This is a genomic window from Bifidobacterium sp. UBA4282 (genome assembly GCF_002394995.1).
GTDB classification, from domain to species: Bacteria; Actinomycetota; Actinomycetes; order Actinomycetales; family Bifidobacteriaceae; genus Bifidobacterium; species Bifidobacterium pullorum_B.
Genome location: NZ_DGVO01000024.1, coordinates 36,749 through 52,659 on the forward strand (window position 1 = coordinate 36,749; position 15,911 = coordinate 52,659).

Sequence of the window (15,911 nt, forward strand, 5' to 3'; positions counted from 1 at the left end):
GCTACCGCACGCGGCGGATCGAGCGGAACAACGCGGCCGCAACCAGCACCACCACGGCCTCGCCGACGAACACGCCGCCGTACCCGACCGTATTGATGACCATCGCCGCCGCAAACGACCCGCCGACGCCGCCCAACGTGTTCGCCAGATTGAGGAAGCCCAGATCCTTGGCGGCCGCGTTCGGGTTCGGCAGCACCTCGACGCTGATTGTCTGGATCAGCGACGAATTCGCGCCGTTGGCGATGCCGACGATCACCGAGAACGCGATCAATCCCGCCGGAGTCGGAAACAGGAAGGGGACGATCGCGCCGACGGCGATCATACAGGCGGTGATGACCGTCAGCATCTTCGGCCGCCCGATCCGGTCGGCAAGCGGTCCGGCCGCCAGGCAGCAGACCAGTCCGATCGCCAGCGTGATCGACGAGTTGATGGACAGCATCCTCTGCGCACCGGCCTGGTCGAGATGCAGGTAGTCCTGCAGGATGTACAGCATGTAGTTTGAGATCATGCTGTTGCCCACCGTCAGCAGGAACCGCGCCGCCAACGTCTTGTAGAAGTCGCGCGCGCCGTGCGTGGGGAACATGAACATCCTCAGCAGCTCGCGCGGGTTGAACGGCGGCATCGGTTCGTCCAGGTTCGAACGCTCCCCCGCCAGCAGCGCGGAGATGATACCGCCGATCAGCGCGACCGCGGCGAAGGTCTCCACGCCCAACGTCACGTTCTCAAGGAACTGCGCGGCCACGAGAATGCCGGCCTGGCCGCCGATCATCTGCCCGAGGCCATACGCGGAGGACACGGTGCCCCGCCATCGCGCCGGCACCCGGTCGGACAGCTGCGCGATCATCGCGGCGGCCACGCCGTTGACCACCAGCTCGTACAGACACCACCAGCCGAGCATCGCACCGATGCCGTCGGCACGGCCGAACGCGAACAGCACCAGACAGGACAGGACCGAGCAGCCGATGATCCACGGCTTGCGCTTGCCGAACCGCGTGCGGGTGCGGTCCGAGCAGGCGCCGAGCACGATATTCGAGACGAGCGCAACCAACATCGCGATCGTCGAGAACATCATGACCAGCGAAACCTTGTTCGCCGGATCGATCTCGCTGACACGCTGCGGCAACAGCGCGGAGATCGCGCCCTGATGGGGCATGAGCCAGGCGGCCGGACCGATTACCAGCGCGATCGCCAGCCGCCACGGCATGCGATCCCTGGCTTCGGCCCGGGTCATCAGTGCATCGTCTCCCCGTCGGAGACCGGAGTTCCGGTCGGCACGCCGGCCAGGCAGCCGACGAAGCCGCCCGACCATTCGGTGCTCAGGAAACGGGCATCGTGGCGGTCCAGCACCCGGCAGCCATCGGGCTCGTCGCCGCGGATCGCCTCTTCCACGAGCCCGGCCACATCACGGGTCCCGTCATAGGCCAGCACGGTCAGCTCGTTGCGACGCATCAGCATGGCCACACGAGTGCAGCCGTCCGGCAACGGCCCATAGGTACGGGTGTCGTCAACGCCATCCTCGGTGAAGGTGCAGGTGACGCCCGCCGGCCGTCGGCCGTCCCCCCGACCATGGCATATTGTGACCAGATGGGTGGAGTTCTGCCGGATGACCAACGTGCCGCCATCCGGCACGGGCAGCAGCGTGTCGTCCTCGGTGATACGCGCGTACCGGATGCCGGTTTCGTCGCGAATCGTCAAATCGGCCTCGCGATCGGCGTCCAACACCGGACGGGCCGCCGCGGCGTAGGTTCCGGCGTCGTTCAGGCCGATGAGCACATGGGCAGTGCGGTCGTCGGCAACGGCCGTCATCCCGCGGACGGCCGGATCGTCGGCGTCGATGTCCGTCCCCGCGTCGAGAATCGTCAGACGCTCCGGCATCCGGCCCAGGCCGGGCGCGACGACAGGCCAGCCGGGATCGCCCGGGTCGGAGGTCGGTGCGCCGCCACCGTCAAGCTTCCAACTCGACGGGTTATGCTCCCACGTCATCGGCGCGATGAACGGTTCACGGCCCAGATAGCTCAGCAGTTCGCCCGGGTTGGCGCCCTTGGTTTCACGCACGCCCAGGCTGACCATCCACCAGCCCAACGTCGGGTGGTGCAGGATGTCGCCGTGGCCGACGCACTGCACCGGTTCGTTCAGGCCCAGATGGCGGTGGGTCAGGATCGGGTTCTTCTTATTCGCATGGAACAGACGGTCATGAGTGCCCAGCAGGCAGTGTTCGCTCTCGCGCGGCGCAGGAATTGTGACGCCGGCCTCCGCAATGCCCGCGAGGAACGTCTCGATCGCGGCCTTGAGGCCCTGCGGCGCGAACACGCGCATCGCCATCTCGCTGTGTTCGAAGCTGGTGCCTCCCTCGGCGGTGAACAGGTATACATAGTCGCCGATGCGGTACAGGTGCGGTCCCTCGGCCCAGACCGCATCGACGCCGTAGCCGCGCCAGATCACGGTCCTGCCATCGCCGGCGGCCTGGCCGTCGTTGATCAGGGTCCAGGTCTGCGGGTCGAGCCGCTGCATCCAGACCTCGGTCTGCCCCTCCCACTGCGGATCGACGGCGGGACGGGTCTGCGTCCAGTACACCGCGCCGTCGCAGTCCTCGAAGATATCCGGATCGATGCCCTCGGCGCCCTCGATCCAGTACGGACCGGACCACGGTCCCTCAAGCTCGTCGGCCACGATCGCGAAGTTGCCCTCCGCCTTGGCGGCGGCCGCGAGTTCCTCCTCGGTGACGCCGCCGCGCCGCGCTGCCTCCTCATTGATGCGGGCGATCGTGCAGACGATGACGTACCGGCCACCGATGCGGCGCAACGTCGGCGCGTAGACGCCGCCCGAATCCTCCACGAATGGGATGAGCAGACGACGGGCCATCGCCTCGTCGATGGCGTCGGAGACGTGAATCCACCGCCCCAGGTCGTCGGAGGTGTGGATCGGCAGGCCGGGCACCAGTTCGAACGAGGAGTTGACCATGGCGATGCGGCCGTGGTCCGCGTCCCACATCCAGGACGGGTCCGGGTACATGCCGGTCAGGATCGGATTGGTGATGGTGGTTGTGGTCATCGTCGTGGTCCTTGTGGAGAGAGTTGGATGCGCTGTCTCGAAACTTTCATACAGCGTTGTACCAAAGTGTGGTGAAACTTTCGGAGCCCCGAAACGGGAGAACGCCCACGGGTTGCCCCCGCAGGCGTTCTCTCGATCAATCGGAAGGAAAAGGAGAAAGGAGAATATGACTGGTTCTATGGTGTCGGCCACCTCTTACCGCCGAAGCGGCCGACACCGGTTCGCCATCTTCGGGCCCTCCCGGCAGGTCGGGCCCGGAATCATCACGCCTCGGCGAGGGCGTCGATGATGTAGTTGTTGATCGTGGCCTTGACGGACTCCAGGTGGTCCGACTTGGTGGCCTCGATGAGCTTGGCCTGCGGGATGTCCAGAGCGTACTCCTCCAGGGAAGCCAGCGTGGCGGTGCCATCCTCGATGGTGGCGCCGATGCCGGAATCGTAGGAAGCGTAGCGCTCGGCCTGCAGGTTCTGGATGAACTTGTCCTCATGCATCTTCGCGGCGACCAGCAGGCCGGCGGCGAAGGTGTCCATGCCCGCGATGTGCGAACGGAACAGGTCCTCGGCGTCGAAGGAGGTACGACGCGGCTTGGCATCGAAGTTCAGACCACCGTGAGGACCGATCTGGCCCTCGTCGATGACCTCCCACATCACGGTGGTGGTCTCCATCAGGTCGGTCGGGAACTCGTCCATGTCCCAGCCGATCAGCTTGTCGCCCTGGTTCGCGTCGAGCGAGCCGAGCACGCCGGCCTCACGGGCCGTGCGAATCTCATGCTGGTAGGTGTGGCCGGCCAGGTTGGCGTGGTTGCCCTCGAGGTTCAGCTTCATGAAGTCGATGTCGTAGGTCTTCAGGAAGGCGATGGCGGTGGCGGCATCGAAGTCGTACTGGTGCATCGTCGGTTCCTTGGCCTTCGGCTCGATCAGGAACTGGGCATCCAGGCCGATCTCCTTGGCGTACTCATGGCACATGTGGAAGAACTTGGCCATGTGCTCCTGCTCGCGCTGCATCTGCGTGTTCCACAGGTTCTCGTAGCCTTCGCGGCCGCCCCAGAACACGTAGTTCTCGGCGCCCAGGCGCTTGGCGATCTCCAGGCTGTGCTTCAGCTGGCCGCCGGCGTAGGCGTAGATGTCGGCGAACGGCGAGGTCGAGGCGCCGGAGACGAAGCGCGGGTTGGTGAACAGGGAGGAGGTGTTCCACAGCAGCTTGACGCCGGTGGCCTTCATGTTCTCCTCGATCTTGTCCACAACCTTGTCCAGGTTGGCGTTGGTCTCGCGCAGGGTGTCGCCCTCGGGGGCGATGTCGCGATCATGGAAGCAGAAGTACTCGGCACCGAGCTTGGTGAAGAACTCGAAGGCGTAGTCGACCTTGGCCAGAGCCTCGTCGAGCGGGTTGGAGTACTTGCCGTACCACGGACGGTGAGCGGTGCCGGTGCCGAACGGATCGACGAGCTCCTGATCGAAGGTGTGCCACCAGGCGACGCCGAAGCGCAGCCAATCCTTCATCTTCTTGCCGGCGACAACGCGATCGGCGTCGTAGTAATGGAAGGCCAGGCCCTCCTGCGGTCCCTTCTGGCGACCGACGTATTCGATCTTGTCAACATCCCACAGACCCATGGGTTGCTCCTTTGCTGTTGATTCGAGCTGTTTTCTGTCGGCGCCCTTTCGGTCCGCCGTTGACTACATAGTAAGACCATTTACCCAAGTATGTCAATTCGTTTAACTTTATCGGCGTTTCGCGTCATACGACGCCCATTCAGCCAGCCACATCCCAAGCAATCACCCGCAGCTTCCGGCCAGCCGCCCATCCTACTTACCACCGCCACAATCGCGTGGTACAGAATCCCGCGGACGCCCCCAACATGTTCCGTACCGCAACCGCGTGGTACGGAACCCTCAAAAGCCCCTCAAAGAGGTTCCGTACCGTACCACACCTCATGTCAGGAAACAGAAACCCCGGAATCCCAACACCCACCCAAAACCCAACGGCCCGTGGTACGGTACGGAACGTCCCAAACCCCGTTTCCAGCATTCCGTACCACTCCCACGCGGTACGGCATCCCCAAAACGCATCCCCCAGCATTCCGTACCACAACTGCGGGGTACAAAACCGTCCAAAACCCATCAACAGGATTCCGTACCATGCCGCAACCACGAGGGACGAAACCCATCGGACAAAACCAAGATCATTCCATGCCGCAATCACACGGCAGGGCAATCCCATCGCGCCGTCGGACCGCATCAGAACGGTTCGATCTGCTCTTGCATAACCATGCCGGTGCGGCGGAACCTTTGAAGATCAAGGCTCCGCCGCACCGGCACGATTATTGGACAATCAGGCGGCCATCTTCCTCGGACGACGGCCGCCCAAGGTCAGACGCGATGGCGGCCGCCGCGACTACGCAGCGCCATGCAGCTGCCCGCAATCAACAACGCAACCGCGGCGATCACCGTAGGCACCATCACTCCAGCACCGGTGTCCGCCGGTTTCTCGCCGTCCGGCCGACCCGAGGAAGAGGACTGCTGTCCGCCCGAAGGCTGCTGCCCATCCGAAGGCTGCTGTTCGCCCGTCCCGACGCCCACTGTCACATAGTCGACAGCCGAGGTGGCCGATCCTCCGTACGGCGAGGTGACCTTGACATACCATCCCTGAACACCTTCGGGGGCATCCCTCCAGACGATCGACGCAGTACGGACGTCGTCGGAATCGGACTGCGCAGGTTCGATCAGGGCAGTGCCGATAACCTCGCCACCGAGCACATCGACGCGGAAGGAATCGGTGGTCAGCGTCTTGGGCCGATCGGCCTGGGTCGTATCGATGCCCAGTTCGTTCAGATGGATGACAAATTCCTCGTCCGAGGGCGCGAATTCGGAAGTGGCCACGGATTCGGAGCCGTATTCGTTAAGCGACGGCGAATACGTGCGCACGCTCATCGTGCCGTCAGCAGTGTTCACGTGCATCAACCGCAGGTAGCCCTTGCCGCCCTCTTCCATGCCCTGGTAGTCGAACAGCATGTTGACCACGTTGCGATCGGCCACGCCGTCGCCATCCGTGTCGACCTGCGAGACTGTCTTCTGAGCACTGTGGTAGTGGCCGGACAGCACCATCTTGACGTTCTCGTTCGGAGCGACCACACGCTGGTAGACTTCCTGCGGAATCAGTCCCAAACCGCCCGAGGCGAGCAGGTACTCGTGGAAGTTGAGGATGGCCACACGGTCGGGATACCGCGCGAGCACATCATTCATCCACTCGATCTCCTCGTCGCCGATGCCCCAGCCCATGTACACCATGATGAAGTCGATGCCACCGGCGGACACCAGGTCGTAATGGCCCTTGTTGTTCTTGTAGCTGCCGCCGTACCACGGGTTGGAGTTGTACCGGTTCTCACCGAAGCGGGCGGAGAACTGCGTGTAGTCCTCGGTCTTGTGATCCACGTCATGGTTGCCGGCAAGCACACCGTACGGGAACCCGGCTTCGTCGAGACGCCTGTACTGTTCGTCCGCCCGAGCCCACTGATCGTCGAGTTCGGCGTTATCGACCACATCGCCGGTGTGGAACATGTAGGAGATGTTCATCCGGTCACGGTTCTCAAGCAGCCAGGTGTGGATGTTCTTCTGGTGCTCGAAGTACCCATTGTCGTCGTAGTTGGCATTGTAGTACTGCGTGTCGGACTCCCACGCGAATGTGAAGTCATAGTCTTGGCGTGGGGTGTCAGCCTGGCTGATCGGATCGTCGGTCATGGAGATGACCGGCTCGCCGTTCACTCCGTTGATCGTGGAGATCTCTCCGTCGGCCTGCGCGGCCACACCATCAAGGGAAAACGCGGCGGTAAGGTCACCGGGCGCATAACCGGCACCATTCTGGATCACCACGGTCATCGCGCCGTCAGCCACATGGTCGGCATTGGCCACATTCTGCTCAATCGTGGCCTTGCCTTTTCCGTTGGCCTGGACCCGGGCCACCTGATCCCATGCGCCGGTGGTCACGTTCCTGACGAACGCATACAGGTCGGAACCGGCTTCGGCGGAACCGTTCCAACGGATCGTGGTGGAAGCGGTCGCGTCGACCGCCAGAGATTCCGGCACCTTCACCGTGAAGGACTGGTACGGGAACCCGGCATCCTCGGCGGTGGTGGTCACGGTCGCCTTGTCATCCGCATTGAGCTTGGCGGCGTCTTCGGCGGACAGCGCCGTGCCCTGCGTCCCGTCAGCCACACCGGACTGGCGGGTGGTGCCCTGCGAGGAGGCGATCTTGTCGGTTTCTCCAGGAACCATGGCCTCGCCGCGGTAGAAGGTCACGCCGAGTTCATCGTTCGACTCGTCGGCTGCGCTCACACTCAACGTCGGCTCGGCGCCATCCTGCGATTCCACGGCGGTGATGGTCGGATCCTCCTCCGGCGTGGTGAAGGTCACTTCTGCGCTGGTGGTGTTGCCTGCATTATCGGAGACGGTGAAGGTGACGGTGTGCTCGCCCGCCGGCAGATCGACCGAGGATGTCGTATACGGCAGTTCGATCGGTTCAGCCTCGGATTGCTCGTTGGCAAGGGTTGCGCCCAACGAGCCCTCGGCTATACCGGAGGTTATATCCGAGGCCTCGGCGTCGATGGTGATTGTTCCGCGCTTGACATCCTTGCCGGAGTTTTCTTCGTCGGCGATGTCGGGGGTGATGACCGGCTTGGTGTTATCGACCGTGACCGTGGCCTCGGCGCGGTTCGCGCCGAACTCCGCGGATACCGTATGCTCGCCGTCGGCCACCGTGGTGGTGTCCCACAGATACTGGTTGGCGGCCACGGAGGTTTCGGGAATCTCGAACTCGAGCAGGATGTACTCATACTGGCCCGAGGAATCGCCGATCTTGATCGAATTGGCGGGATTCGCGACTTCCTCGGTCACGTCTTCCTCCGTCACCTTACCGGCGGTGCCCGGGCTCACGCCGGCGGTCGCCTTGCTCGCATGCAGCGTCGTACCGTCGGGGAGCACCAGGCGAATGTTGGACGCCTGGTAGTTGTCGGCGTTCTCGGAGTTCACGGTGCCGTCGGACAGAATGTCGGTGGCGCTGGACTTGGTGCCGGCGTTCATGTACATCTTGATGGTGTTGTCCTCGACCATGTCCAACGGGACCGGGAACGACACGGTGGCTGTGTCGCCGTAGGTGCCGTCGTCGAAGGAGCCGATCACGTTCTCCTGCCAATCGGACTCGCTCGGTGTACCCTGAATGTCGAGCTTCCTGGTGAACGAATTGTAGAAGAAGATGTCCGTCTGGGTGATTTCGGCGGCAATATACGGCTCGGATTCCAGCGAAGTGGTCATGCTCTCGACACCCACGGGCTCGCTGTCAATCGAAATGGACGGGCGGGCATCCTTATCGGCGCCGGTGGCACGGACCGCCTGCTCGCCGCGCAGGAACTGGCCGTCGACCATGTTCAGGCGGACTTCGGAATCATCGTAATCCGTACCGACGATGGTCTTCGGCTCGCTTTGCACCGGGGCACCGATGCCATTGGAAGCCTCCACGTAATACTCGATCGAGGCCTTGCGGATCAGGTCGATCTTGTTCATCACATAGCTATAGGTATCGCTGCCCGCAGCCTTCACCAGGTTGTGGGAGGTGTACCCGGATCCTCCCGAAGTCCTGGTGTACAGCGTCACGCGTTTGACGTCGGTGCCGGTGCAACGCACGTCAAACGTGAAGGTCACATCCTCGTCGGCGCCGAAGGTGGACGGCGTGGAATCGGCGATATCGGGAGCGGTGACGTTCTGGGGGAACGTGTATGCAGTGGCGCGGATGTCGGATGGAGCCACACTGCCCGGGGTGGCGGGCTGATCGATGCTGGCAAGCGTACTCTCATTCGTGCCGCCGGCATAGACGTAACGCAGGGTGTTCGACCCACTGGAGTCCGCGGTGTATGCCGCCGACGAAACCAAGGTTTTGGTCTTGGTGCTGATTTTCATCAGACGTGCCGAGCTGTTGGACATGCCCGCCGAATGGATGGTGAACAGGTCCTTACCCATCGTGAGCGCATGCTCGCCGGTCAGGTCGAACTCATTGTTGAAATCGGTGTCGGTCAGGTCGTCGTTCGAACCGTTCTTGATCCAAAACACCGCAGAATCGCCGGCGGCGATCTTGATGTCGGCCTGATCGGCGCCCCACTCCACGTCTCCGGCATCGCCCTGTTCCGGATAGCTGTAGTAGATAGTGTAGGCGTCAGAGAAGTCAACAGTTTGATCAGAGACGTTCGTGACTTCGATGAACTCGTATCCGTCGGCCCCGCCGACATTGGCGGAGTTCGGATCCATCTCGGTGATGACCAGCGGGACCAGCGCCTGCTCATACCCGCTCTGGTTCACGGAGAGCGCGATCTGCGCACCTTCCTGCGTGGTGACGAGCCCCTCGTCATCGGTGACGACGAAACGGTACGCCATCGTGCCCTTGCCCGCGAACGTGCCGGAGGGGATGGCGAACGACCACACGTCGTTCTCGACGGTGCCGGCGAGGTTCGAGTCGACATAGTCGGTATCGGTGTCGGTCTTCCACTGCAACGCCACCGAGGCGATGTGCTCGTTACCATCGGATACGGTGATCTGCGCCTTCAGCGTGATGGCGTCGGTGTCATAGACGACCTCCGGCAGTTCGCTGACATCGGTGATGATGGTCTCGCGATCGGACTGGACAGGCCAAGATTCCGGCTTCTGTCCTTCGACAAGCGAACCAGGCGTGGCGGAGTTGTCAGTGCTGAGCGTACCGACGCCATTGGCGTCATAGGAAAGGTTCAGCGTGGTGTCCGCCGCGCCTCCGCCGTCATAGCCAACGGTGTTGGTGGCGCCGGTGGACTTCCGGGTCAGCACAAGGGTACGGGCGCTCCCGTTCGCCATGCCCTCGCCTTTGGAGACGGTGAACAGGTTGACGCCGTACTGCAGCTGCGGGTCGACGCCGGACGCATCCTGCCAGAAGGCATTGAAACAGGCAGCGAGATCCTGCCCTTCCAGATCGGATTCGAATTGCGCAAAATTGTCCCACAGCACGATGGACGCCCCAGGTTGGATGGCCACATCCAAGGAGGCGTCGGCGGCCGCGGATTCGAAAGCCTCGGGGGTCCAGTCGACCCCGTTATAGGTCAGGCTCAGGTCGCTGATGTTCACAGGCTCCGCACCCATGTTCGTCAACTCGATGTATTCGCCGGCGTCCACCATGGTGTCGACGCCGCCGACAGTGTTACCGGTGTTGACGGCAAGCTCGGTGATGACCACCGGCATGCCGCCGGCGATGGCTGCGCCCGTCGCTGCAAGCGGCGTGACACTGTACGCATTCTGCACAGATTCATCAGCATAGGCGCTGACGGTGGTCACGCATGGCACCGCAGCCAGCGAGACGCCCAAGGCGAGCGCCGCCAGACGGCGAGCGCACCGCGATGATTGGGGAAGAATGTGACGCATGTTTTCTCTTTCTCATAGGCAGCCGCTCCCAAGAAGGAATGGCGTCCCCACTCTAAGAGCGCACCGACAGGCACCATGCGGACGTTCCGTTCGATTTCCCCGCATAGTCGTCAAGTGTTCTTCGCGCGTTCGCGTTTTGTACACTTGCCCCGCCGTCCCGTTGATGCGCCACACGCCATGCATCAATTACATGTTGCGCAAATTTGTGGTGATAATGTGCGTATCAACAGTGAAGTATTGACATCTCGAAGTTGAGATCCTCGCCTCACGGCACCCACAGCGTTGAGGCCGGCCGTCACCACGGCGCACCCATCGTCCATCGACACGCAAAGGAGCACCACATGGCACTGCAAACCCTGCTCGAACCGCTCGAGATCAACCATATGACCCTGAAGAACCGCATCATGTTCCCGCCGATGACCACCGGTTACGAGGCACGCGACGGTTCCATCACCGAGCAGAGCATCAACTTCTACAAGCGCGTGGCCGAAGGCGGTGCCTCCTACATCGTGCTCGGCGACGTGACCCCCGTGCACACTATCTCCCCCACGCCCAAGCTCGTCAACGACGATCAGATCCCCTCGTTCAAGGCCCTGGCCGACGCGCTGCACGAATTCGATTGCAAGCTCGGCCTGCAGGTGTTCCACCCGGAGTACGACACGGTGGCCGTGGCCGAACTCTTCGCCAAAGGCGACATGGCCGGCGCCCGGGCCAAACTGCACCATGACATGCAGCATTACATCAATGAAGTCACCGGCGAACGCCTTCAGGAGATCCTCGGCCACATCACCGCACTGGCCCGCCGCGCCACGCAGGCCGGCGCGGACGCCATCGAGGTGCACGGCGACCGTCTGGTCGGCTCGCTGTGCTCGCCGCTGATTAACCAGCGCACCGACGAATACGGCGGCAGCTTCGAGAACCGCACGCGTTTCGCCCGCGCCGTCGTACGCGCCATCCGCGAAGGTTCGCCGGACATCTGCATCGACTACAAGCTGCCGATCATCACCGAAAATCCCCAGCTCGGCCGCGGAGGCCTGTTCATAGACGAAGCGGTGACGCTCGCCCAACTACTCGAGGAAGACGGCGTTGACACATTCCACGTGGCGCAGGCCAACCACACCGGTAATCTCAACGACACGATCCCCGCGATGGGCACTCGCCCGGAATGCTTCATGGAGCCATATTCCCGCCGCATTAAGGAAGCGGTCCACGTACCGGTCTCCATGGTCGGCCGCATCATGACTCCAGAGGACGGCGCACGACTCATCGAGGAAAACGCCTGCGATTTCATGGGTTTCGGTCGTCCGATCCTGTGCGACCCAGATTACGCGAACAAGGTGGCCGCCGGCCAAGCCGACCTGATTCGCCCGTGCATCATGTGCAACCACGGCTGTACCGACGCCATCGCCAGCCGTCGGTTCATCTCCTGCGTACTCAATGCCGAGAACGGCTATGAGTATAAGCGTGTCATCACCCCTGCCGAAACGCCGCGGAAGATTGCGGTCGTCGGCGGTGGCCCCGCGGGTATGGAGGCGGCGCGCGTCGCTGCATTGCGTGGTCACGACGTGACGCTGTACGAGCAGGCGGATCGCCTCGGTGGTCAGCTCGGCATCGCCGCCGTACCGCCACGCAAGTCTGAGATGAACCGCGCGACGCGTTGGTACGAGCGTGCCGTGGCCGCGGCGGGCGTCACCGTGCTGCTCAATACCGAAGCCACGCCGGAACGACTCATCGCCGACGGTGCCGACAAGGTTATTGTGGCGGTCGGCGGACGCTGTGCCACGCCGCCGATCGAGGGTGTGGACATGCCGCACGTGATGGATTCTTGGAAGGTGTTAGCCGGCGAACAGCAGCCGCACGGCCGTGTTGTGGTCATCGGCGGCGGCCTGGTCGGAGCAGAGACCGCCGAGTACATCGCCCAGAGCGATTGCGAGGTGACCGTCGTCGAAATGATGGGACAAATCGCCGCCGAAGAGTCGAGCACTGTCAAACCGTTCATCATGGAGGACTTCGCCGCGCACAACGTGGTGGTCAAGACCAACACCAAGGTCGACCGGATCACCGCCGACGCCGTGGAGGCCACCGAAACGCTGAACCCGCCCGCTCCGACGGGACGACCCGGTGCCCCAGCCCCGGTACCAGCAGCCGATGCCCCGGAACCGGAGACCCAGGCGATTAGCATCCCCTGCGACTGCGTGGTCATCGCCTCCGGCACCGCACCCGTGACCTTCGACACCGCCGCGCTCGAAGAGCACGGCATCAAGGTCACGCTGGTCGGCGACTGCAATGGCAAGGCTGCGGACATCAACCGCGCCGTGGAGGAAGGCTATCTGGCCGCCACCGCCGCCTGACACACCCGGCTTCGTTCGGACTCTGACGCATCGTGACCCTGACACATCCCACAGAACCGCGGAATAACAACGTTTTGGGAAAGCATCAGATCACGATGCGTCAGAGTCCGAGGGTGCCACGGACCGGGACGGGAACGAGATCCGGGCAGGCGAAAATCAGCGGAGGTCCTTGACGAACCAGTGCTGGCTGCCGGTCAACGGGTAGCCCTGAATTTCGCCGATTTGGCGGTAGCCGTACTTCGGGTAGAAGTCCCGCCCCTGAAAATCGAAGGTGTTGAGCAGCGCATACCGGCAGCCGTGCTCGCGCCCGGCCTGTTCGATGCGAGACAGCAGGTCGCTACCCAACCCCTGTCCACGATGCCCCGGCGCCACCGCCAACACCTCGATCTCCAGCCATTGGCCGAACATCGTACCATAGACGCCGCCGATGACGGCACCATCGTCGTCCTTCGCCGTGATCGAGAACTCACGCTCGTCCAGGATCTCGAAATGCTCGCGATTGTACGCCCGCAAAATCTCGTGAATCGCGGCCTTCGTCGCCTCGTCCGGTTCCTCCACGCTGTCGAACGTCGCCATTGCAATCCGCTCCTTCGTCACATCCGCCGATCGGTTACGATGTGGATGCCCGCCAGCGTACCCCATATCGCCCTGCCGTCCAACCCGGACCGGCGACCGGTCCGAAAACAGACGCAGGCACGGTGACGGCGCACCGCATCTCTCCGGCCTCGCAACCGCATCACGAACGCGCACGGCCGACCAATACGGCAACCACGCATTGCGCCGCGGCCAACGCCAGCGCCAGCAGCAACGGCGCCGTCCATGCCCCGGAGAGTTCGGCCAGCATGCCGAACGCGGCGGGACCGATCGACGCCAGCAGATATCCCAATGACTGGGCGATGCCGGACAATCGGACGGTCTCCTGCGCGGTGGTGCCACGCAACGCGATCAACGACAACGCCACCACCAGTGTGGAACCTTGCCCGCAGCCACCGACAATGCTCCACACCATCATGGCCTGCGGCAACGTCAGCATGCCGACATACGCCACAACCATGGGCAGGCTGGAGACCAGCGCGGCGCACACCTGATTGCCGCCGACCTGCATCAGCATCGGCACCAGCAGCCCGGAGAGGATGACGATCGACTGGAACAGGAACAGATGCATGCCCGCCGTTCCCTCGTCGAACCCCGCTCCCGCGGATACGCTTGGCAGCCAGTTGGACATCGTGTAGAACGCCGCCGACTGCAACCCCATATATAAGGTCACCCACCACGTCATCGGCCGACGCCATAGCAGGGCCGGCTTCGATGCAGCACCGCCGGCCGGCCGCGCATCGTCGCCCGTTCCGCTCCGAGGGACGCGCGCATCCGTACATTCCGATGAATCCCCTGTATCCGCAACACTCTTGGCACCCGACGCGGACGGCATCGCCGCGCGCACGGTCGCAGCGTCCGCCCGAGGCTCCCCGGTCTCGTCGCGACGTATCCCGACGGTCGCCCGATGCGACGTATGCCTCAGACGCACCAGCCACAACGCCAGCACCACCAGCGGCGGCACCGCCCAGAACGCCAGCGACGGCCGCCAGCCGCCCAGCAGGTCGGCCAACGGCACCGCCGTCGCTCCGGCAATCGCCGACCCCGCGGTGATGCAGCCGGAGTACACGCCGGTGGCCGCCGACACACGCTCGCGGAAATCGCGTTTGGCGATGACCGGCACCAGCACGTTGCCGATTGCGATGGCCGCACCGACGCCGACCGTGCCCAGCCATACGCAGGTCTGTCCGCCGACCGAGCGCACGATATCGCCCACGGCCAACAGTCCCAACGCCACGGCGACCGTCGTATCCGTGCCGATCCGTGCGGTGACGAGCCCCACCAGCGGGCTGATCGCGGCGAACGCCCACAGCGGCATCGCCGTCAGGATGCCTTGCACGCCCTCACCCCAGTTGAGATCCGCGCCGATTCGTATCAGCAGCGGCCCCACCGCCGCGATCGCCGGGCGCAGGTTCAACGCGACCAGAAATATCAGGGCGGCCCACAGCCCGGTCGACGGTATGTCGCGTATGGTTCGACTATTTCCGTCCATGCCATATTCCTTCCCTCAATATCACGCGATCCAGCGGCATGCCGTCGCGGATCATCCCAACGTCAAGCGGCGGCGATGCTGGCGCAGCACGTCGAAGGAGTAGATCACCAGCGCCAGCCAGATCACCGTGAACGAGATGAACCGGCTGGCCGGCACCTGCTCGCCCAACACCACAATGCCCAGCACCAACTGGATCGTCGGCGTGATGTACTGGCTGAAACTCACCGTGATGAACGTGGCGTGCTTGACCGCGTACGAGGTCAGCACCAACGGAATCACCGTCAGAATGCCGCATCCGGCCAGCAGCAGCCAGCCCCACCACGGCTCCCCCGCCGGCACGCCGAACCGCGGCTGCACGGCGAGCGCCACGAACGCGAACGGCGTCAGCACGCCGGTCTCGAACGTCAGCGACTCGAACGGATCCAGCGGCACGAAGCGTTTGATCAGGCAGTAGCCGCTGTAGCTGAACGTCATCAGCATCGCCAGCCCGGGGAATGCGCCCGTGTCCATCACATACAGCACGCCGCCGGCCAGCGCCACCAGCATGGAGACGATGCCCAGCCCCGTCGTCCGCTCCCGCAGAAACACCAATGCCAGCAGCATGTTGATCAGCGGCATCAGGAAGTTCGCCGCACTGGCCTCGGAGGTGTGCCCGATCGACACCAGGTAGATATAAACCACCCAGTCGATCGTCACGAGCACGGCGGCGGCCACCGCGTCGGCGAACACTTTCGGGCGCGCCCACAGCGCCTTCACCGACGCCACGAACCGCGGCCAGCGCCGCGTGGCCAACATGAACAGCACCATCACCACCGCGGCGGTCACGATGCGGTACAGCATCACGTTCATCGACGAGATATTCGCGAGCGCCGCCCAGTACAGCGGGAAGAACCCGTACACCACCTCGGCGACCACCATCGCCGTCACGCCCTGCGGGGTCTGCACCACCCGGCGGCCGCCCGACGACGGCCGATCACCCCGGCCCGCGCCGCCCGC

The 15,911-nt window shown here is 63.6% G+C and carries 8 protein-coding genes; 1 reads left to right on the forward strand and 7 read right to left on the reverse strand.

Annotated features, from left to right (window positions below):
• Position 1: 1 nt before the first annotated feature.
• The 4 genes from B4C31_RS03240 to B4C31_RS03255 all read right to left on the reverse strand — a co-directional run bounded on the left by B4C31_RS03240 (position 2) and on the right by B4C31_RS03255 (position 10,478).
• Positions 2–1,231, reverse strand: a complete 1,230-nt coding sequence (locus B4C31_RS03240) for an MFS transporter (RefSeq protein ID WP_291531320.1) — start codon at positions 1,229–1,231, stop codon at positions 2–4.
• The gene (locus B4C31_RS03245) at positions 1,231–3,051 is read right to left on the reverse strand and encodes a glycoside hydrolase family 43 protein (RefSeq protein ID WP_291531321.1); all 1,821 of its coding nucleotides are present in this window, start codon (positions 3,049–3,051) and stop codon (positions 1,231–1,233) included. The genes B4C31_RS03240 and B4C31_RS03245 overlap by 1 nt, the downstream gene beginning before the upstream one ends.
• A gap of 263 nt (positions 3,052–3,314) precedes the next feature.
• Positions 3,315–4,661, reverse strand: a complete 1,347-nt coding sequence (gene xylA / locus B4C31_RS03250; RefSeq protein WP_033508454.1) for a xylose isomerase — start codon at positions 4,659–4,661, stop codon at positions 3,315–3,317.
• Positions 4,662–5,417: 756 nt separating this feature from the next.
• A complete protein-coding gene (locus B4C31_RS03255) occupies positions 5,418–10,478 on the reverse strand; it encodes a metallophosphoesterase (protein WP_291531322.1) in 5,061 nt (1,686 codons plus the stop codon).
• A 341-nt stretch (positions 10,479–10,819) separates the two neighbouring features.
• On the opposite strand from B4C31_RS03255, the gene bilR reads away from it, so the two are divergent.
• Positions 10,820–12,829, forward strand: coding sequence for a bilirubin reductase, long form (gene bilR / locus B4C31_RS03260; protein ID WP_291531323.1), 2,010 nt, complete (start codon positions 10,820–10,822; stop codon positions 12,827–12,829).
• Between the two features lie 156 nt (positions 12,830–12,985).
• Here the strand turns inward: bilR and B4C31_RS03265 are convergent, their stop codons facing one another.
• From B4C31_RS03265 to B4C31_RS03275, 3 genes are all read right to left on the reverse strand, one after another.
• A complete protein-coding gene (locus tag B4C31_RS03265) occupies positions 12,986–13,405 on the reverse strand; it encodes a GNAT family N-acetyltransferase (RefSeq protein WP_291531324.1) in 420 nt (139 codons plus the stop codon).
• Between the two features lie 160 nt (positions 13,406–13,565).
• Positions 13,566–14,915: an MFS transporter gene (locus B4C31_RS03270; RefSeq protein ID WP_291531325.1), complete on the reverse strand. Its 1,350-nt coding sequence runs from the start codon at positions 14,913–14,915 to the stop codon at positions 13,566–13,568.
• 51 nt (positions 14,916–14,966) lie between these two features.
• Positions 14,967–15,911 (reverse strand): EamA family transporter (locus tag B4C31_RS03275; RefSeq protein ID WP_291531326.1); only part of this gene is annotated, 945 nt, incomplete at its 5' end.